This window comes from Aestuariimicrobium soli, from assembly GCF_051192575.1.
In the GTDB taxonomy this organism is placed as follows: domain Bacteria; phylum Actinomycetota; class Actinomycetes; order Propionibacteriales; family Propionibacteriaceae; genus Aestuariimicrobium; species Aestuariimicrobium soli.
In genome coordinates this window covers 304,014-324,093 of record NZ_JBPJSQ010000002.1, presented here as the reverse complement: position 1 = coordinate 324,093, position 20,080 = coordinate 304,014, and the positions used below count along the sequence as shown (strand labels likewise).

Here is a 20,080-nt window from a genome sequence, read left to right as displayed (position 1 = left end):
TCGGCAGCCTACTGGCCGCCGAGCTGGGGATCGCTGGCGCGGCGTTCGGCCTCGTCGAACCCGAGGTCGGGATCGACCAGCAGGTGTCGGGTGGCGCGGGCGTGCAGCAGGGCAGGGTCGTCGGGCTCCACCGACGCGGCCAGGCGCGCCTGCTCGCTCTCGACCACGGGCAGGGCCGCGTCGTCCAGTGCCAACAGGGCCCGGGTGAGGGCCCAGCGCAGGCCGCGGTCGCCTCGTCCGAACTCGGTGCTCAGGTCGGCGGCGAGCTCGGTGCGCTGGTCGCGGGGGACGACCGCGACGGCGGCTCGCCAGGCGGTGCGGGCCAGTTCATCGTCGGCGTCGTGCAGGGTGTGCCGCGGGATCCACGTCCACGTGGCGGGGTCGGCGATCTTCGACAGAGTATGCAGGGCCTGGGTGCGGGCCTGCAGTCCGTCGGCGTGCAGTTCGCGTCCGATGCGGGGCAGGGTCAGCTCGCGGGGCAGCATCGTCAGCGCCCACGAGAGGGTGTCGCGCACGTGGAAGTCGGGTTCGACGCCGCAGCGCTCGACCAGCGGCTCGAGCAGGGCTGGGTCGGGCTGGCTGCCGGCCGCCAGGGCCGCGCGCAGGCGCATGGAGGGGTCGTCGTCGCTGAGGGCGAGAACGAGGCGGCTGGGCTGGGTCACCATCGTGACGGCTCCGATGTTGGTCGGGATGGGGCTGGTGGGGGTGTGGTGTGGGGTGACGACATGACAACGGGGTCCGCCCTTGTCAGGACGAACCCCGTTGGAAGTCTGGAGTGTCACCAGACGGGTGGTGTCAGCCGATCACGCGAACGTTCTCAGCCTGCTGACCCTTCTGGCCCTGCGTCACCTCGAACTCAACGGCCTGGCCCTCTTCGAGGGTCTTGAAGCCCTTGGTCTCGATGGACGAGTAGTGAACGAAAACGTCCTCGCCTCCGCCATCGATCGCAATGAAACCGTAGCCCTTGCCGGCATCGAACCACTTGACGGTTCCCTGTGCCATGTAAATCTCCTCGTGCACCGATCGGGGTGGATGCTTCCGCCCCCTGCCGCCAACGGTCTCTCCGTTGGCTCGACAGTGCCCCCACTCTTGCACAGTGGAGGGCCATGCCACACCTGCGGGCCGAGGAATTTGTCGGGGGCGGCTGATTGGATGGTCGGGTGAGTGAGCTGACGACCATGCAGATCGTGCTGCCGAGTGCCCCCGTGCGGCCCGTGCCCGATCGCGCTCAGAGCCAGGCGTTGAGCTGGTGTGGGCAGGTCGATTCGCTGTTGGTGCTGGGCGGTCCGGGAACGGGCAAGACCAGCCTGGTGGTCGAGTCGGTGTGCGCCCGTGTCGAGGCCGGCGCGGCGTTGGAGTCGTGCCTCGTGCTGGCCCCGACCCGACCCGCCGCCCAGGCCCTGCGGGCGCAGATCGCACGGACGATCGGCGGCTCCCACGTGCGGCCCCGGGTGATGACGCTGCACGCGTTGGCGCACGCCATTCGCAACCTGGCCGCCCCGGCCGAGACCCTCGCCCTCGACCGGCCCGCCCCCGCCAGGCTGCTGACCGCGCCGGAGTCGGAGTTCCGGATCAGGGAACTGCTGGCCCACCACGACGTGTCGGCCTGGCCGGAGCACCTGCGACCCGCGGTCACGACCCAGGCGTTCGCCAGCGAGGTCAGGCAGGCCATCTCGCGGGTGCGTCAACTGGGGCTCGACCCCGCCGCGGTGGCGCAGTTGGGTGGCGAGGCGGCTCGTCCCGAGTGGGTGGCGCTGGCGGAGTTCTTCGAGGAGTACCTCGACGTGCTCGATGCCGAAGGGGTGCTCGACTACGCCGAGGTCGTGCACCGCGCGCGGCTGGCCTTGCTCGACCCGGCCACGGTGGCGGCTGTGCGGCAACCGATCAGCGGTGTGTGGGTCGACGACCTGGGGGAGCACGATCCCGCCCAGATCGGCCTGCTCGCCGACGTGCTCGGTGCCGGCCTGCCCCTGGTGGCCACGGGCGATCCGGGCACCAGCGTCTTCGCGTTCCGGGGGGCCGACCCGCGCGTGCTGGCCGACTTCGACTCCCTGTTGGCCCGCGACGGTCGCAGCAGCCGGGTGGTCACGCTCGAGGTCAACCATCGCAATCGTCCCGGGGTGGCCAGGGCCGTGGCCCGGGTCGAGGCGCGTCTCCCGCGACCGGTGGCCCACCGCCCGGCGTCGCCCGAGTCGGGTGTCGAGGGGGAGTCGGCGGGGGTGGTGAGGGTGCGCATCTTCGACTCCGTCGGGGCCGAGGCCGAACACATCGCCCACACCCTGCGCGAGGCCAGGCTCGACGACCAGATCGCCTGGGAACGGATGGCGGTGATCACGCGCACCGGACGATCCCTGCTGCCGCTGCTGGCCCGCACCCTCACGGTGCAGGGCGTGCCGGTGCGGTTGGGCGCCGACGACATGCCGTTGCACGAGTCGGCCGCGGTGAAGGCCCTGCAACACGGGCTGGAGGCCGCCCTGCTGCTCGCCCAACGCGACGGCGACGACCCGGGCGGGCCCGATCTGCCGCCCGACACCGTCGACGCGTTGTTGCGGTCACCCCTGGGCTCGCTCGACGGTCTCGCCCTGCGGCGACTCGGTCGTCAGTTGCGCAGCCAGGCCGACGACGTTCACCTCGACGTGCTCTCGTCGCAGGCCTGGCGGGCCGCGCTGGTCTCGCACCCCGACCTGCTGCCTCATGTCGGTGCCTCACCGGAGGCGGAGTCTGCCCGCACGCTGGGTCGCCTGCTTCAGCGTGCGGCCGATGTCATCCGACGCAACCAGAGCGCTTCGGCAGCGCTCTGGTGCCTGTGGGACGGCACCGGCTGGCCCGCGCGGCTGGAGGCCCTCGCCCTGGCGGACGGCGAAGGGGCGGCGGCCGCCCATCGCGACCTCGATGCCGTGGTGGCGCTGTTCGACGTGGCCAACCGTGACACGGTGCTGGTCGGGGCTCGAGCGGTGCGGGCCCTGGTCGCCGAGATCGACGCCCACGACATCGCCGCCGACCACGCCCGTGAGACCGGCGCCCGTGCCCGCGGCGTGCTGCTGACCACGGCCCACCGGGTCAAGGGTGAGGAGTTCGACGTGGTGGTCGTCGCCGGCGTGCAGGAGGGCGCCTGGCCGAGCACGCGCCGGATCGGCACGGTGTTGGAGGCCTCGCAGCTCACCGAGGACGGCGTGGCCGGGCCCGAACCGTTCTCGGTGCGGATCAACCAGGAGCGGCGGTTGTTCCTGCTCGCCGCCAGCCGAGCCCGGCAGCGCCTCGAGGTGACCTGTTCGACGGGTGTCGAGGGTGAGGCCGACCAGCCGAGCCGGTTCCTGACCGAACTGTTCGACCCCGGCGAGGCCGGGCCCGAGCGGGTCGTGGGTCGTCCGCGTCGCCCATTGACGATGACGGCGCTCGTCTCCGACCTGCGCCGGGTGCTGGAGGATCCGGCGGCGAACCCGCACCTGCGCGAGCACGCCGCGGCACGGCTCGCCCAGGTCTCCCGGGTGCGTGGCGCCGACCCGCGCTGGTGGTGGGGCGTGCACGAGTACAGCCAGGCGACCACGCCGGCCACCGACCCGCGCCGGGCCGTGCGACTCAGTCCGTCGGAGGTGGAGAGCCTGCTCGGGTGCAGTCGCCGATGGTTCCTCGACCGCAAGGCCCGGGCCCAGTCGACCCGCGGTTCGGCGGCGAGCCTCGGCTCGGTCATCCACGTGTTGGCCCAGCACGCCTCGCAGGCCGATCTGCCCGTGGACGAACTGTCGCGTCGCCTCGACGAGGTGTGGGACCAGATTCCCTTCGACGCGGCCTGGCTGTCGCACTCCGAACGGGTGGTCGCCGAGGAGGCGCTCGGCCGGTTCGCCGTGTGGCATGCGGCGTCCCAGCGACGGGTGCTCGGCGTCGAGGTGCCGTTCCGCGTGGTCGCGGACGTGCCCGTGACCGACGGCACCGACCGGGTCGAACTGGTCGGCGTGGTCGATCGGCTCGAGGTCGACACCGAGGGACGACTGCACGTGGTCGACCTGAAGACCGGGCGCATGACCCCGACCCAGAAGCAGGTGGACGAGCACGCGCAGTTGGGCGTCTACCAACTGGCGGCCGAGTTGGGCGCCTTCGACCACCTCGCCCCCGACCATGCCGGGGTCGGCGGGGCGGAACTGGTCTACCTGCGCAAGGACGACAAGTCCGGCGGGCCCAGCGTGCTCAGGCAGGCGCCGCTGGTCACCGACGCCGATGACGAGACCTGGGTCTCCCGCCAGCTCGGTGGTGCCGTCGAGACGGTGCGCGGGGAGGACTATCGCGCGACCCCCAACGACATGTGCCGCTTCTGCGCCCACGTGGGCTCCTGCCCGGTGTGGGCGACCGAACGCGGCACCGGCCAGCCCGGGAGGCGCTGATGACCGAGGTGAGCCGACCCGCCCACGGGTTCGAACGTCCCGAAGACCTGGTCGATGCCATGGGCATTCCCTTCTCGGACCAGCAGTTGGCCGCCATCACGGCCCCCCTCGAGCCGGCCGTGATCATCGCCGGGGCGGGCTCGGGCAAGACGACGGTGATGGCGGCGCGGGTGGTGTGGCTGGTCGGCACGGGTCAGGTGCGGCCCGATCAGGTGCTCGGCCTCACCTTCACGCGCAAGGCCGCCGCCGAATTGGGTCATCGCGTGCGCCAGGCACTCGTGCGCGCGGGTGTCATCGCCGAGGGGGTCGACGAGCAGGGCGAAGAGGTGGTCATGACCTACGACTCGTTCGCCGGCCGCCTCGTGTCAGAACACGGCGCCCGGATCGGGGTGGAGAGTTCGTCGATGTTGATCACCGGGGCGGCTCGCTACCGCCTGGCCTCGCGCACCGTCAGCCGCGCGCCGGGGCCGTTCGCCCACCTGAGCCGGCTTCGTCCCGACTCACTGACCGAGCGGGTGCTGGGCCTCGAGGCGATGATGAGCTCGCACCTGGTCACCGGCGAGCAGATCACCGAGCACGCTGCCCGCTTCCAGCAGCGGCTCGACGCGGCGCCACTGTGGCGGGGCGCCCCCTACAAGGCCATCGAGCAGGCCGGTGCGACCAGCGCCGAGCGCGTCGAGTTGCTGGGCCTGGTCAACGACTTCCGGGCGCTCAAGGCCTCGCTGGGTGTGACCGAGTTCGCCGACCAGATGGCGACGGCGGCCGCCCTGGCCGAGCGGGTGCCCCACGTCGGGGCGGTGCTCCGCGACCAGTTCCGGGTGGTGCTGCTGGACGAATACCAGGACACCTCGTCGGCGCAGGCCCAGTTGCTGCGGGCCCTGTTCTCGGGCGACGACGTCGAGGGCTCCGGTCTGGGTCACCCGGTGACGGCCGTCGGCGATCCCTTCCAGGCCATCTACGGGTGGCGCGGCGCGGCGGCCAGCAACATTCTCGCCTTCCACCGCGAGTTCCCCCGACGCGCCGGCACCGAGGTGCTCCCGGCGGCCTCGTACCAACTGACCGTGAACCGGCGGTCCGGGCAGCGGGTGCTGCAGGTCGCGAACACCATCGCGGCCTCCCTGCGCGATGACCCCGTGCTGCTCAAGCACGACCCCACGGGCGCGCAGACCCCCGGGGTCCTGGTGGCGCCGGACGACAGGCAGGGCGGCGTCGTGCGGGTCGCCAGCTTCGAGACCTGGCCGGAAGAGGTGGCGTGGGTGGCCGACGACATCGTCCGCCAGCACCACGAGAACCCCTCCTTGGCATGGCGCGACCTGGCCGTGCTGTTGCGCCGCAACGCCGATTCCGCCGACCTGCACCAGGCCCTGGTGGCGCGTGACGTTCCCGTCGAGATCGTCGGGCTGGGTGGGCTGCTCGGGCTGCCCGAGGTGGCCGAGGTGGTGGCCACCCTCAGGTTGGTCAACGACGTCACCGCCAACCCCGAACTGGTGCGGTTGTTGACGGGCCCACGCTGGCGGATCGGGCCGCGCGACCTCGCCCTGCTCGGCGTGCGGGCCCGTGACCTCACCGCGCGTGAGCCCGCCGACCAGGCACCCCTGCCCGACCTGTTCAACGAACTCGCCGAGGCCGTGGCCGACACCGACGTCACCGACGTGGTCAGCCTGCTCGACGCCATGAGCGACCTGGGCGACGCTCCCTTCTCGCCCGAGGCCCGCCAGCGTTTCGCGGCGTTCAGCGGCGAGATGGCGCGACTGCGGCAGCATTCCAGCGAGCCGGTGCTCGACCAGGTCAGGCGGGTCATCACCACGCTCGGGCTCGACATCGAACTGGCCTCGTCGGGGCGGGCCGGCGCCGGAGACCAGCTGGCGGCCTTCATGGATGCCATCGCCGACTACGTCGACGTCGACGGCGACTCGTCGTTGTCGGGACTGCTGGCCTGGTTCCAGGCCGAACTCGACCACGGTGTCGGTCTCGAGCGGGCCACACCCAGCGCCCGCGACTCGGTCAAACTGCTGACGGTGCACCGGGCCAAGGGTCTGGAGTGGGAGGTGGTGTACCTGCCCGCGCTGGTCGACAAGACCTTCCCCTCCGACCGGCTGACCGACAACTGGGTGACGACGGCCAGTGCGCTGCCGGCCGAGCTGCGGGGCGATGCCGACTCCATCGACCAGTTGCCCCACCAGGTCACGAAGAAGGCGTTGGACGACTACGTCGAGGCCCAGCGCTCGTCGAACCGGCTGGCCGAGGACCGGCTGGCCTACGTCGGGGTCACCCGGGCCCGCGAGGAACTGGTCGCCACCAGCCACACGTGGCGCCCGGCTCAGGCGCGCCCGAAGATCACCAGCGACTACTTCACGGCCGTCGCCGAGGAAGCCCTCGAGCAGGGGCGCGTCGACCACCTCGCACCAGATCCGGTGGCGGCCACCAACCCGCTGCTGGGAGGCGCTGAATCGCTGGACTGGCCGGCTCAGTTGGACGAAGCCCAGCGCACCCGCAGGTTGGATGCCGCCGCCCTCGTGCGTCGTCACGCCGCCCATCCGCAGGGAGCCCTGCCGCCGCTGGCGAGCGAGGACCAACGGGTGGTGGACGACTGGGACGCGACGCTGGCGGCGCTCACCCACGAGCAGGACGAGGACCGGTCGGCCCAGCGCCGGGTCACCCTGCCGCCGTCATTGTCGGTGACCCAGGCGATGCGGTTGGCGGCCGACCCCGACGACTACGTTCGCCGCATTCTTCGTCCGATGCCGCAGGCGCCGTCGTCGGCCGCCAATCTGGGCACGTTGTTCCACGCCTGGGTCGAGGCCCGGCTCGGTCAGCAGTCGCTGGTCGACCCGACCGCCGAGGACGAGCGCGATGAGGTGGCCACCGGCGCCCAGTTGGCCACCCTGCAGCGACGGTTCGAGCAGTCCCCGTGGGCCTCGCGAACGCCGTTGGCGCTGGAGGTGCCCTTCGTGCTGACCGTGACGGAGCCCACCGGCGGCACGCTGCAATTGCGTGGCCAGATCGACGCCGTCTACCCCGGTGAGGATGCCGACACCGATTTCGTGCTGGTCGACTGGAAGACCGGACGAGCCGCCGCCGACGAGAACCAGCTGGCGCTCTACCGGCTGGCCTGGGCGCGATCGCGCGGGGTGCCGCTGGAACGGGTGGCCGCCGGATTCGTGCACGTCGCCACGGGTGAGGAGCGGTGGTCGGACCGCAGGCTCGACGAAGCCGGACTGTTGGCGCTGATCGGGGTGGACGGCGCGGCGGACTAGGGTCGAGTCGTGACCGACACCGCGCCCCCCGCCGCCAGCACTGCCCTGAATCCCAGCGCGCCCTTCATCCTCATCCTCGACCGCCGCGCCGACCTGCGCTCGGACGAGGCCGCTCTCGCCGGCCAGTGGGCACGACCCGAGGCCCAGCTGGTGAGCGTCACCACCGCTGGGGGGCTGGCGTCGATCGGCCCCACCGGGGGCACTCACGACCCCGCTCGCCACATCTTCCTGGGGGTGGCCGAGGATCGTCCATGGTTCGCCGTCGAGGTGCGTGATCCACAGTCGAGTGGTACGGGGTCGGGTGCCGCGACACGCACCCTGCGGGAGGGGGGCTTCTCGGCCCTCGAGGAGGAACTGCTGACCGCGGCGGTGGCGGTGCTCGCCTGGCACCGGCTCGACCCTCGGTGCGAGCGCTGCGCCGGGCACACCCGCCCCGTGGAGGGCGGCTTCGTCCGGCAGTGTCTCGAGTGCGGTGCCCAGCTGTTCCCGCGCACGGATCCGGCGATGATCGTGGTGCTGCTCGACCCGGGCACGTCGGTGGTCGAGGAGCGGCTGCTGTTGGCCCACCAGGCGAGCTGGCCACCTCACCGCATGTCGTTGCTCGCTGGTTTCGTCGAGGCGGGCGAATCCCTCGAGGCCTCGGTCGTCCGCGAGGTCGCCGAGGAGGCCCAACTGGCGGTCACCGGCTTCGGCTACCTGGCCAGCCAGCCCTGGCCGTTCCCGCGCTCGTTGATGCTGGGCTGCGTGGCCACGGTCGCGCCGGCGCCGCCCGTCGTCGATGGGGTCGAACTCGACGAGGCCCGCTGGTTCACCCGCGCGCAGATGGACGAGGCGGTCGCCTCGGGCGAACTGGTGCTGTCCGCACCCGGGTCCATCGCCCGCCGGCTGATCGAGGGGTGGCGGGCGGGGCAGATCACCGCCGCCCACGCCGGCGTTCCCGTGGTCACGCTGCCCATCACGGGGTCGTCGTCAACCTCAACCCGCTGACTCGCCGGGTGTGGTGGTCGATGGCCGCCCGCACGGCGGCGGCCGTTCCCACCACCCGTACCCGCTTCCGGGCGCGCGTGATCGCCGTGTAGAACATCTCGCGGGTCAGCAGGGGAGACGTCTCGGGTGGCAGCACCACCGTGACCCGCTCGAACTGCGACCCCTGGGCCTTGTGCACGGTGAGGGCGTACATCGACTCCAGACCGTCGACCAACGATGGGCTCAGCAGCCGGGGGCCGTGCGGCGTCGGCAGCGCCAACTGCGGGCCACCGCGCCCGTCGGGTGAGTTCACGATCACTCCCGAGTCGCCGTTGAAGACCGCGATGTCGCGGCTGTTGGCCGTCACCAGAATCGGACGACCCGGGTACCACTCGGCATCCCTGGCGTGAGCGCCGGCGCCGCCGTAACCGTCGATCGCGTGGCGCAGCAGCCCCTGCACCTGCCGCGACCAGCCGCCGACCCCGTGTCGTCCCTCCCGATGGGCCACCAGAATCCGGTGGGTGTCGAGCGAGGAGAGCGCGACGGCGGCATCGCCCGCCAGCGCGGCCGCGTGGCTCGTCCGGGCCTGGTCGACCAACTCCCCGGCCAACCCCGGCACATCGGCCAGTTCGGGACCGTCCAGTTCGTCCCACACGAGGCTGCCGTCGGTGCTCGCCCCCAGCAGGGCGATCGCGGCGTCGGCGTCACCGGCCTTCACCGCTCGGGCCAGAGCGTCGATGTCGCCCGTGTTGCGCCAGTTGCGCTCCAGTTCCACCACCGCCGAGGTCGGCTGGTCGCCGCCGGTGGTGAGGCCACCCGCGGCGATGTCGGCCAGCACCCGGCCGGCGTCGACCGAACTGAGCTGGTGCGGGTCACCGACGATCACCAACCGGGAGGTGGGGCGCAGCGCAGCCAGCAGCGCGGCGAACATGGCGACGTCGACCATGCTCGCCTCGTCGAGCACCACCACGTCGTGCGGCAGCGGATTGCCGGCGTGGCGCGTGAAACCGTTGCCCACACCGCGGGCCCCCAGCAGCCCGTGCAGGGTCTGCCCGGCCGGGATCGGGGGAAGTGTGCGGGTCAGCTTGCCCGCCTCCTCACGCACGGACTGCTCCAGTCGCGCCGCGGCCTTGCCGCTCGGAGCCGCGAGGGCGGCCGTGAGCGGCCTCTCCGACTGGTCCTGCAGTGCGGCCAGCATGCGGGCCACCGTGGTCGTCTTGCCCGTGCCCGGCCCACCGGCCACCACCGACGTCCAACTGCGGGCAGCGACCAGCGCAGCCTGCCGCTGCAGGCCATCGCCGCCGCCGGCGTCGTGCTCGAACAGCGCGGTCACCGTGGCCTCGAGTCGCGGAAGGTCGACCCGGGGCGGGGGAGCGGACTCGCGGGCCCGCAGGATGGCGGCGATGTCGCGCTCGTGTCGCCACCAGCGAGCAAGGTAGAACAGGGTGCCCTCGAGCCGGTACGGGTGGTCGTCGGACGCCGAGACCTCGAGGGACGAGGCCCACGTCGCGGCCTCCGGCCACGGCAAGGACTCCACCAGGGCCAGGCGCTCGCGGATCGCGGAGTCGGCGGCACCCGCGCCGTCGCTGAGGCCCTCGCCGGTGAGGTCGTAGGCTCGCAGTTCGGCCAGCACCTGGTCGCGGATCGTGGCCAGGTCGACGCAGACCGACCCTCGACGCAGCTCGCGCACCGCGAGCGCGGCCGCCAGTTGGGTCGCCGGATCGTCGATGCGGCTGAGGCGGCAACTGACCTGCGCCAGTTGCACATCGGCCACCTGCAACACGCCGGCGGCGTTGAACTCGGCCAGCACCCCGGTGGCGCTGATCACCGGCTCATCGACCCTCATGATGGGCTCCCTCCACGCCGTCGGTCGGTGCGTTCCTGCCGGCCAGCACCCGGTCGGCCGCCAGCACCAGCGCAGGGCTCGGTTGCCAGGTGAACACGCCCAGGGGCATGGCCGCGGCGCCGCCGGCGCCCCCCTGGTCGAGGGGCGCGTCCGGCCCGGCCATCCCACGCACGAACAGGTACCCGACGCCGCCCAGGTGCACCGCCGGGTCGTAGCCGGGCTGACGCAGGCGCAGGAATCGGTGCAGGGCGACGCAGTACAGCAGGGCCTGCAGGGGGTAGTGGGCGGCGATCATGGCGTCGGTCATCGCCTGGGCCGTGTAGTCCTCGACTCGCAGGGGCGTGCCCGGAGGCAGCCAGATGCGGTTGGTCTTGTAGTCGACCACGACATGGCGCGGCTGACCGTCGGCCCCCGGCACGCGCAGCACGGCGTCGATCGACCCCGTCAGCCATCCGGCCAGCACCTCAGTGGCGGCGGGGCTCTCGGCGAGGGCGGTCCCGTAGGCGGCCAGTGGATCGTCCGCCGGTACGAGCTCGGGGTCGCCGAACAGCGCGGCCACGTCGGCCAGCGTGCCAGCATCGGACGACGACCCGGCCAGCGGCAGTTCGAAGTCCAGCTCGGGAAGGCGATCGCGCACCGGCAGGTCGAACAGTGCCCGCCCGCCGGTCAGGGTTCCGAGGGGGGTGCGCACCACCAGATCGAGGCCGGCAGCCAGGTCGTCCAACCCGACGTCGGGCACGGGATGTTCGGCATGGGCGCGGGCCACCACCGCGGTCAGCTCGGCCCCCAGATCGGCGGCCTGCCAGTCGAGCCGCTCCATCACCAGGTGCACCAGCCCGCCGAACTCGGTGCCGCCGGGCAGCGCCGTCAACGGCTGCGGGAACCGGGTCTGGGGCACCGCATCGGCAGCGTCGAGGGGTGACGATGGCATCTCGTCGGCCGCTTCGTCGGGGGCGAGCGGTTCGGGCTCGTCCGTCGTCACGGCGGGGCCGGTGGGCAAGCCGTGGGCCGAGCGGGTCAGCGCCGAGTACGACGTTCGCCTCCAGGTCTCGTCGATGTGGCGGTCGAAGGCACGCTCCCGCTCGGGCAGAACGGCGAGGCCGACCTCGACCGGCGGCAGGGCGGGGGTGCGTGCCTCGCTCACCCGACGCACGTCGACCACGCTCGACCACTGGTCGACGATCTCGTCGGCCCGCAGCCGATCGGCCGTGACGTGGGCAGCCGGAACCCCTGGCTGCCCAGGCTCGTGCAGCAGTCGGTTCACCGCCGACTCGCCGGCCGCCGGTTCGGCCACCCACCACAGTCGCAGCAGGTACTGGGGGCGGGTGGCCGCCACGTAGGCCAGCCGCAACAGTTCATCGCGGTCGTCATCGTCCAACCGGGCCAGCTGGGCCGTCGTGGGAGTGGTGGCGATCACGGGGTGGCCACTCTCGTGCAGCACCACCGGATCGTGTCGCGAGGGCTTGCGTCGACGAGCGTGGCTGAGGTCGGGCAGGAAGACCACGGGCAGGCTGAGCCCCTTGGCACGGTGGATCGTCATGATCTGCACGGCCCCACCGTCGGCCTCGAGTCGTCGGGTCTGCTCGTCGGCGGCCGCTCGGTCGCCGATGCGTTCACCGAGCCAGCGAGCCAGGTGGACCGCCATGACGGCGCGCGGTTGGGAGGCCGACAGCGCGACCGCCTGCTGGTGCAGCAGTTCGGCGACATGGCGCAGGTCGGTGAGGCGTCGCTCGCCACCGGGGGTGGCCAACAGACGCGCCGGCACGCCTCGTCGCCCCGACAGTTCGTCGAACATGGCCGCCACCGAGGACTGTTCCAGTGTGCGGGCGGCTCGGCGCACGTCGAGCCCGAGGTCGGCGAGCTCGGTCTCGGGGGCGGCGGCCAGTTCGGGTGCCGTCAACCCGAAGAAGTCGGTGAGGGCAACCCGTCTCAGCGTGGCACTGGTGGGGCGGGTGATCGCCTGCAGCAGCGCCGCCCAGTCGAGGGCCGCGGGTGAGCCGAAGACGGAGTCGGCGCCGGCGAACACCGCCGGTACCCCCGCCGCGGTCAGGTGGGCGCGAACCTGCTCGGCGCGCCGGTTTGCCCGCACCACGATGTTGATGTCGTGCGGACGAATCCTGCGCCCCGGCTCGTCCGCGGCCAGCCCGGGGTCGCGCACCTCGACCTGGGCCAGGGTGTCCTTCACCTGCTGCGCCAGGTCGTGCAGCACCAGCTCCCACTGGTCGCCGTCGCCATTGAACTGGGGAGCGTCGTCGGGCGTCACCAGCCGCAATTGGAGGGGAGAGAGGTCGGTTCCGTCGGTGCGGGCGACCCGGTGCCCGGTGCCGCCGAGCGCCGGTGGGCAGGTGATCTCGCGACCCAGATCGCGGCGGCCGAACAGTCGGTCGACCTGAGCGACCAGTTCGGAGGTGCTGCGCCGGTTGTGGCGCAGGGTGAACTGTCGGTCGGCCGTCGCCCGGGCCGTCAGATAGGCGTAGACGTCGGCACCGCGGAAGGCGTAGATCGCCTGCTTCGGGTCGCCGATCAGGAAGACCTGGCTGTGGTGGTGGAAGGCGGCGCGCACGATCTGCCACTGCAGCGAGTCGGTGTCCTGGTACTCGTCGATCATCACCAGCCGGAAGCGTCGGCTGAGGGCGTCGCGGGCGGTGGCCACGGAGGCGGGCAGCTGCGTGCGGTCGAGCCGCTCGTCGTGGCCGGCGACGGCCCGGTGCAGGCGCACCACCATGTCGTCGAAGTCATAGGTGCGGCTGTGCCACTTGCGCCGCTCGACCGCGTTGCGCAGGTCAACCCCCAGGGCAACCCGCTCCTCGCCGACCGCCCCGTGCGCCGGGTCGAAGTCCACCTCGCCCGACGTGACCAGCTCGGCGAGTTGGCGCGCGAAGCTAACGAACGGCGGACGGATCTCGGTGGCCTTCAGGTAGCGCCGCACGTAGGTCTCGTGCAGCACGTCGTCGACCAACTCGTCGGGATCGTCGACGAAGGCGGCGGTCGCGTCGAAGTCGGCCAGCACTCCCAGCTCGGCGAGCATGGTGTGGCAGAACTGGTGGGTGGTGGCGATGGTGGCCCGGTCGAAGTCGAGCCGGGCCTGGCGCAACCGGGCGAGCCGACGACGCCGGTCGTCCTCGGAGCCGCCCAGCAGTTGCGCGCGGGCGCCGTCGAGGATGACCCCGTCCGTGGCCTCCGGGCGTCCGGCGAGCACGTCGTCCAGGGCCGTGATCGTCTCGAGCAACCGTTGATGCAGGCTGGCCCGCAGTTCGCCAGCGGCCCGACGGCCGAAGGTCACCAGCATCACCTCGGAAACCTCGTACCACCCCTCGGCCAGGGCCAGGGTGGTGAGCGCGGCAATGGTGGTCGTCTTGCCGGTGCCGGCGCTGGCCTCGATCAGGGTGGTGACCAGCTCTGGGCGCACACCGACGGGGTCGAAGTCGGGCGCAGTCTCGTGGAGGGCCGGCCGGGTCGTGGTGGTCTGGTCGGTCACTGTTGCACCATGGCCTTCCGCATGGGGGCGAACAACCGCTCACCGAGGTCGGCCACGCTCAGGGGAAGGTCGGCGTGGGCGGGGGCCTGTAGGAGGGCCTGCAGAGTGGTGGGCAGGAATGGCTGCCAGTCGGGGTCCTGCCCCAGCCGGCGGAACTCGGAGGTCAGGCTGCGCTCGAGCCGGCTGCGTTCGTCCGGCGGCATGCCACGGGATTGTTCACCGACGAGGTACAGCACCCGGGTCGGCGCCAGCAGCACCGAACCCAACCCCAGCCCACGCCAGTCCAGCAGGTCGACCAGCAGGTCGCGGCAACGGGCCGGCGAGGGCGCCTGCAGCACCAGGTTGCGGGAGTCGAGGTGCACCCCGTGGGCCCGCAGGGGCCGATCGAGTTCGACCGAGCAGGCGAGCACCTGCAGCCACAGGTCGAGCAGGGCGGAGCCATTGAGCCGACCGTAGGTGACGTTCGTGACCAGATCGCCGGTCAGTCGCACCACTCCGGTGAGCTGCCAACGACCCAGGGCGAGCGAGATCGGCCGGTCGAGCTCGGCCCCGGTGTGCTCGGCGGCGGCCGTGGCCAGCTGGCCGGCCGTGGTCAACACCTGGTTCAGTTTCACCTCGCCGAGGCTTCCCGGGGGAACGTCGCCGCCGAGCACGGCCGCCGCGCGCGCCTGCTCCGGGCTGGCCCCGGCCAGCAACTGCTCGAGAGCGGTCTGCCCGACGGTGTACTCCGACAGGCCCCACAGCTCCAGCGGCACCTGCAGGCTGGAGGCCCGATCGTCCCGCCCCAGGCCGGTACCCAGCGCCTGTCGCAGCATGACCCGCGCAGGGTGGCGCCAGAACGACTGCAGCTCGGCGAGCGCCACGGAGTTCTGGGAGAGCGCATCGTGCGCCGGGAACCGCCAGTCGCGCGGTTCGACCACGACCACCGGCGGTGACTGCTGGGCCTGGGCCAGTGCCTGGGCGGCGGCCAGGGCTTGAGCGTCGAAACTGAAGGGTTCCTCGGACGAGCCGCCGTCGGGATCGGTCACGAAGTTGACCGGGCTGTGCGGCTGCAGTGACATCGATCGAGCACGGAACCCGGGTGCGACCGCGCGCACGGCTCGCTCGATCTGGGTGACGGCAACGGGCGGTTCGACGCTGGCGCCGGTGCGCTGGTCGGTGCCCTGATGCACCACCAACAAACGGTCGCGGGCCGCCATCAGCGTGCTCAACAGGGCGCCCTGCGACTGGGTGCGTGGGTCGTCCTCGGGGCTCACGTCGGCTGGGAGAAGATCGTCGCCGATGCGGGCCGCCTGCCGGGGGAACGTCCCGGCGTCCAGACCGAGCACGGCCACCACCCGGTGGGGAACACCACGCAGGTCGTCGAAGCCCACCACGTGCACCGCGCCATTGCCGAACGACGGACGCGCGGCCCACCCCTGGGCCAGGTGGGCGACCACCTGGCGAACGTCATGCTGGTCGAGGGGTGCGGACGACGACGCCTGGGCCCAGCGACGCAACGAGGCGACGGTGGCGGTCATGGCCCACTGCTGGTCCCACGGGAGGTCGACGAACAGCTCGATCGCCCGCACGAGCCAGTCGGCCCAGGCCGATGCCGGTGCCGGTGTGGCGAACTGGCTGTCGAGCCAGCGGACCCGGGAGACCAGCTCGGCCAACTGACCGATCAGCCGCAGATCACCCGCCTCGATGTCGTCGACGGGCAGCGCGGTGCCCACCCAGGTGAGCGGGGTCTCGGGGAAGTGGGCGCCAGCGACCAGGCGTTCGATCGCGTTGAGCCACGTGCCCTGGGGCACCCCCGACATGCCGTGCTCGGATCGGGTGCGGGTGTCGAGGCCCCAGCGCAGGCGCGCCTTGTCGACCAGGTCGCGGATGCGGGCATGGTCGTCGGCGGAGAACCCGAACCGACGCGACACCGGCTGCAGCGCCACCAGGGCATGCAGGTCTTCGGCGGTGGCGCGCCCGATCGCCAGGTCGAACAGGCGGGCGAGCACCTCGTTCACCGGGCCGGCGCCGCCAGAGCCGGGTACCTGTACGCGCAGGCGGTGCCCGGGGTGGGCCAAGGGCTCGTCCCGATCGCCGAACGTGGCCTCGAGCAGCGGCGCGACCGCCTGCACGTCGGGACACACGATCACGACGTCGCGCGGCTCCAGCGTGGGGTCGTCGGCGAATGCCCCGCACAGCGCCTCGCGCAGCACCTCGACCTGACGATTCAGGCCGTGGCTGCGCAAGATCTGCACGCTGGCGTCCGGTTCCGTGACGGTGTCGTCCGCGCGGGCCAGCACGGAACGCTGCAGCCGCTGCAGCACCGAGCGGGACTGCCCCGGGGCGGGGATGTCATCGGGGTCGACCACGCGCGCTCCCAGCTCACGCCACCCCGAGACGGCGAGCTCCGTGGCGGTCTGCAGGGGGGCGAACACCGGATCGCCGGAGCCGGCGACCAGTTGGAGGCACTCGAGGTCGGTGACGCCTGCCAAGGCTGCCACCAGCTCGCGGTCGGCCCGTCGCACCGGGGCGGTGGCCGCCACCGTGACGCGTGCCCATGGCAGCTGGGTCCGGGGCAATCGGGTCGGGTGCAGCGGGGCAGCCGTGACCGACTCCCGCAGCCGCTTCTCCCGCTCCCAGGGGTGCAGCGGACCGCAGGCCTCGACGCAGGCCCGCCACAGTTCGAACTGCCAGCGGTCGAGGGGGCCCAGATCGGCGCCACCCGGGCCGACGGCACGCCCCTGCGACCAGGCGGCCACCAGCTCGGGTGCGGTCATCGAGTAGCGCCGGAACAGCCTCGCCACTCGGTGCGCCGTGGCCCACAGTCGACCGGGCCGATCGGTGCCGGTGGCCGAGGGAGGCCGCAGGTGGGCGATGAGCACCTCGGCCCACGGCGGCGGGGGCGTCTGCAGCAGAAGTTCGGCGATCACGTCGGCCAGGGTCAGGGTGAGAGCGTCGGCCGCCCAAGGGTCGTCGTCGTCGGGCCGCAGGCGTCGGCGCAGCTGCGCCACCGTGAGCAGGTCGACGCCCGCCGTCACCCCCCACCGCGTGGCGATGGCCTGCGAGAGCCAGCGGGCCTGCCCGGCACCCTGCACGACGACGAGTTGGCTGGCGAAGGGGTCGCCGAGCGGCAGGCCCACCCGGTCGGACACCAGGGCGGCGAGGGTCTCGCCCCGGGTGCACAGCCGCACCGTCAGGGCCCCCGTGGCTGGCGGGGTTCCGGGCGTGATCGGCGTCGTCGAGTCCATGATGGAACGAACCTAGCGGGCCGCTGTGACATTTCCGGTGGGGCGGGCGTTTCAGGAGTTGTCGGTGCCCCCGACTACAGTCACAGCCGTGAATCCGACCGCCGACGCCATCCTTGACGCCCTCGACCCCGAGCAGCGGCAGGTGGCCTCGGTGCTGGATCGTCCGATGGCGGTGATCGCCGGAGCGGGTACCGGCAAGACCCGGGCCATCACCCACCGCATCGCCCACGCCGCGGTCTGCGGGGCGAAGGATCCGCGGCGCACCCTGGCGGTGACCTTCACCACCCGCGCCGCCGGTGAGATGCGCGGACGACTCGACCGGTTGGGTGTTGCCGGGGTGCAGGCGCGCACCTTCCACTCCGCGGCGCTGCGGCAACTGCAGCACTTCTGGCCGCGGGTGCACCGGCGAGAACTGCCCCCGGTCTCGGGCTCCACCTTCCCCTTGGTGGCCGAAGCGGCGGGTCGGCAGCGGATCCGCACCGACACCGGGCTGCTGCGCGACCTGTCGGGCGAGATCAGTTGGGCCAAGGTCTCCAATGTCGCGCCGGGGGAGTACGCACGGCTCGCCCCCGCGGCGCACCGGTCGATCTCGGGGCTCGACGCCACCACCATCGCGCGGGTGCTCACCAGCTACGAGCAGGTGAAGACCGAGCGTGACCTGATCGACTTCGACGACATCCTCCTGCTGACCGTCGCGCTGCTCGGTGACCATCCCGACATCGCGGACGAGGTGCGCGGCCGCTACCGACACCTGGTCGTCGACGAGTTCCAGGACGTCTCTCCGTTGCAGCGCAACGTGCTCCACGCCTGGCTGGGGGATTCCGACGATCTGTGCGTGGTGGGTGACCCCCACCAGTCGATCCACGCGTTCGCGGGGGCTCGTCCGCACTACCTGACGGAGTTCACCACGACCCATCCCGATGCCGCCGTCGTGCACCTGGTGCGCGACTACCGGTCGACCCCGCAGGTGGTCGAGCTGGCCAACACCGTGCTGCGCGCCGGTGCCGGGTTGGTGAGCGGCCCGGCGACACTGGTGGCGCAGCAGCCCCCGGGGCCCCGCCCCGAGATCGCCGGGGCGACCACCGAGGCCGACGAGGCCCGCGACGTGGCCCGCTGGCTGCGCACCCGGCATGCCGACGGGGTGGCCTGGGACGAGATGGCGGTCCTGTTCCGCATTCGCGCGCAGTCGCCCGCCATCGAGGCCGCCCTGGACGACGCAGGCGTTCCCTACGTCGTGCGGGGCACCGAGAAGTTCTACGAGCGCCCCGAGATCCGTCAGGCCCTCGGGCAGGTGATGGCCCACGCCGCGCAGGGCCCCGACCAACCGGGGCTCAGCGCCCTGCAGGGCATCCTGGCCGGGCTGGGGTGGCGCGACGTCGCTCCCGAAGGGGCCGGTTCGGCCCGGGAACGGTGGGAGTCGCTGAAGGCTCTGCTCGACCTCAGCCAGGACTTCGACGACGAGTACGACGGGGTCACCCTCGGCGTGCTGGCCGAGGAACTGCAGAAGCGGGCCGACCTGCAGCATGCCCCCGTCGCCCACGGCGTGACTCTGGCCACCATCCATTCGGCCAAGGGGCTCGAGTGGGACGCGGTCGCGGTGACCGGCGTGCACGAGGGCAGCATCCCGTTCGTGCTGGCCACCACCGACGACCAACTCGACGAGGAACAGCGTCTGCTCTACGTGGCAGTGACCCGCGCCCGTTTCCACCTGCGGGTCAGCTGGTCGCGCAGCGCCACCCAGGGACGCGGGAACCGGCAACCCTCACGATTCCTGGGCGGGCTCGCGCCCCGGGTCGCGGCGCCCGCCCGGCTCGAACCCCAGGGCGGACGACGCCGGCGCGGCACCAGTCAGAGCGATGTCTGCCGAGTGTGCGGCCAAGGACTGCGCACCGGCTCGGAACGCAAACTCGGGCGCCATGGCGACTGCGCCAACGACGTCGACGAGGTGGTGTTCGAGGCGCTGCGCACGTGGCGCAAGCAGGTCGCGGACGAGGCGTCGATGCCCGCCTTCGTGATCTTCACCGACGCCACCCTGATCGCGTTGGCCGAGCGCCGGCCCACCACCGATGCCGATCTGCTGAGGGTGCCCGGGGTCGGGCGGACGAAGGCGGATCGGTACGGCGAGCAGGTGTTGGCGATCCTTGCCGACCATGCTGGCGAAAAAAACTGAAAGTCCTCGTCAAAAATGGGTTGTCACCGACCCCGCCCCAGCAGGTAGTCTTCTGGGCAGGTCGTGGAACCCCAGGACCAACAAGCAAGCTGCACCGCACGGTGGAGCGATCATCGAGAGGAGGGCAAGCCGATGTGGAACATCAAGATCGAGTCGATCATGACTGAGGTGACGGAGAACGTGTTCGTTCTGCCGACCGTTTCGCGTGCCGCCCTCCCCGTCCTCTCGACTCGCTATGGCAAGCCCTTCGGCGCCGATTTCGGCGTCTCGGCTGTCGCCGACCCCACCCCTGCGGATCGCCGCTTGAGCGGAGCCACCTGCTGACCCAGGTACCTCCAGACAAGGCTCAGGCCGTGAACCCGCCCCCGGGATTCACGGCCTTCGTGTTTCCCGGCCCAGACCAGACCACACCACACCGGAAGAAACCACCTCATGAGCCTCGACATCCTGCTACCCGACCTGGCAGCCGATGACTTCGACCTTCCTTGCCACCGTGTCGACCCCGAACTGTTCTTCTCCGACGTGCCCGCCACCGTCGAAGAGGCCAAGGCAACCTGTGGGCCCTGCCCGCTGCGCGCCGAGTGCCTGGCCGGCGCCCTGGAGCGGCGTGAGCCCCACGGCGTGTGGGGCGGCGAACTGTTCGAGAACGGCGTCGTGATTCCTCGCAAGCGCCCCCGAGGGCGTCCGCGCAAGCATCCGCTGCCCGAGCACGTGGCTGCCTGATGATCACCTCGTCCGTCACCGCCACCCACCC

At 72.0% G+C, this 20,080-nt stretch carries 11 protein-coding genes; 6 read left to right on the top strand and 5 right to left on the bottom strand.

Features of this window, described 5'->3' with window-relative positions:
- Positions 1 to 8: 8 nt before the first annotated feature.
- Positions 9 to 782, bottom strand: a complete 774-nt coding sequence (locus tag ACSDQ9_RS02795) for a HEAT repeat domain-containing protein (RefSeq protein WP_435143286.1) — start codon at positions 780 to 782, stop codon at positions 9 to 11.
- Between the two features lie 13 nt (positions 783 to 795).
- Complete coding sequence (locus tag ACSDQ9_RS02790) at positions 796 to 1,002, bottom strand: cold-shock protein (RefSeq protein WP_022910439.1); 207 nt, start codon at positions 1,000 to 1,002, stop codon at positions 796 to 798.
- Positions 1,003 to 1,160: 158 nt separating this feature from the next.
- Between ACSDQ9_RS02790 and ACSDQ9_RS02785 the strand changes: the two genes are divergently transcribed.
- From ACSDQ9_RS02785 to nudC, 3 genes are read left to right on the top strand one after another with little or no spacing between them, the layout of a single operon-like run.
- Positions 1,161 to 4,379: an ATP-dependent helicase gene (locus tag ACSDQ9_RS02785; protein WP_435143282.1), complete on the top strand. Its 3,219-nt coding sequence runs from the start codon at positions 1,161 to 1,163 to the stop codon at positions 4,377 to 4,379.
- The gene (locus ACSDQ9_RS02780) at positions 4,379 to 7,636 is read left to right on the top strand and encodes a UvrD-helicase domain-containing protein (RefSeq protein WP_435143280.1); all 3,258 of its coding nucleotides are present in this window, start codon (positions 4,379 to 4,381) and stop codon (positions 7,634 to 7,636) included. Before ACSDQ9_RS02785 ends, ACSDQ9_RS02780 begins: the two co-directional genes overlap by 1 nt.
- A 9-nt stretch (positions 7,637 to 7,645) precedes the next feature.
- Entirely contained in the window at positions 7,646 to 8,623 is a 978-nt protein-coding gene (gene nudC / locus ACSDQ9_RS02775; protein ID WP_435143277.1) for an NAD(+) diphosphatase, read from the top strand.
- Here nudC and recD read toward each other — a convergent pair.
- From recD to ACSDQ9_RS02760, 3 genes are read right to left on the bottom strand one after another with little or no spacing between them, the layout of a single operon-like run.
- Positions 8,592 to 10,448, bottom strand: a complete 1,857-nt coding sequence (gene recD / locus ACSDQ9_RS02770; RefSeq protein WP_435143274.1) for an exodeoxyribonuclease V subunit alpha — start codon at positions 10,446 to 10,448, stop codon at positions 8,592 to 8,594. The two genes, nudC and recD, sit on opposite strands and share 32 nt — an antisense overlap.
- The gene (locus tag ACSDQ9_RS02765; RefSeq protein ID WP_435143271.1) at positions 10,435 to 13,926 is read right to left on the bottom strand and encodes a UvrD-helicase domain-containing protein; all 3,492 of its coding nucleotides are present in this window, start codon (positions 13,924 to 13,926) and stop codon (positions 10,435 to 10,437) included. Before ACSDQ9_RS02765 ends, recD begins: the two co-directional genes overlap by 14 nt.
- Positions 13,923 to 17,156 (bottom strand): exodeoxyribonuclease V subunit gamma, encoded by a 3,234-nt coding sequence (locus tag ACSDQ9_RS02760; RefSeq protein WP_435143268.1) that lies wholly within the window; start codon positions 17,154 to 17,156, stop codon positions 13,923 to 13,925. Before ACSDQ9_RS02760 ends, ACSDQ9_RS02765 begins: the two co-directional genes overlap by 4 nt.
- A gap of 58 nt (positions 17,157 to 17,214) precedes the next feature.
- Between ACSDQ9_RS02760 and ACSDQ9_RS02755 the strand changes: the two genes are divergently transcribed.
- The 3 genes from ACSDQ9_RS02755 to ACSDQ9_RS02745 all read left to right on the top strand — a co-directional run bounded on the left by ACSDQ9_RS02755 (position 17,215) and on the right by ACSDQ9_RS02745 (position 20,049).
- Entirely contained in the window at positions 17,215 to 19,326 is a 2,112-nt protein-coding gene (locus ACSDQ9_RS02755) for a UvrD-helicase domain-containing protein (RefSeq protein WP_435143738.1), read from the top strand.
- 132 nt (positions 19,327 to 19,458) lie between these two features.
- Positions 19,459 to 19,650, top strand: a complete 192-nt coding sequence (locus tag ACSDQ9_RS02750; RefSeq protein WP_435143266.1) for a hypothetical protein — start codon at positions 19,459 to 19,461, stop codon at positions 19,648 to 19,650.
- A 108-nt stretch (positions 19,651 to 19,758) separates the two neighbouring features.
- On the top strand, positions 19,759 to 20,049 hold the full coding sequence (locus ACSDQ9_RS02745) for a WhiB family transcriptional regulator (RefSeq protein WP_435143264.1): 291 nt from the start codon (positions 19,759 to 19,761) through the stop codon (positions 20,047 to 20,049).
- Positions 20,050 to 20,080 lie beyond the last annotated feature (31 nt).

Coding starts and splice junctions, on each gene's coding strand:
- ACSDQ9_RS02790 (WP_022910439.1), bottom strand. CDS start 1,002: ATGGCACAGGGAACCGTCAAGTGGTTCGATGCCGGCAAGGGCTACGGT.
- ACSDQ9_RS02780 (WP_435143280.1), top strand. CDS start 4,379: ATGACCGAGGTGAGCCGACCCGCCCACGGGTTCGAACGTCCCGAAGAC.
- recD (WP_435143274.1), bottom strand. CDS start 10,448: ATGAGGGTCGATGAGCCGGTGATCAGCGCCACCGGGGTGCTGGCCGAG.
- ACSDQ9_RS02760 (WP_435143268.1), bottom strand. CDS start 17,156: ATGGACTCGACGACGCCGATCACGCCCGGAACCCCGCCAGCCACGGGG.
- ACSDQ9_RS02750 (WP_435143266.1), top strand. CDS start 19,459: ATGTGGAACATCAAGATCGAGTCGATCATGACTGAGGTGACGGAGAAC.
- ACSDQ9_RS02745 (WP_435143264.1), top strand. CDS start 19,759: ATGAGCCTCGACATCCTGCTACCCGACCTGGCAGCCGATGACTTCGAC.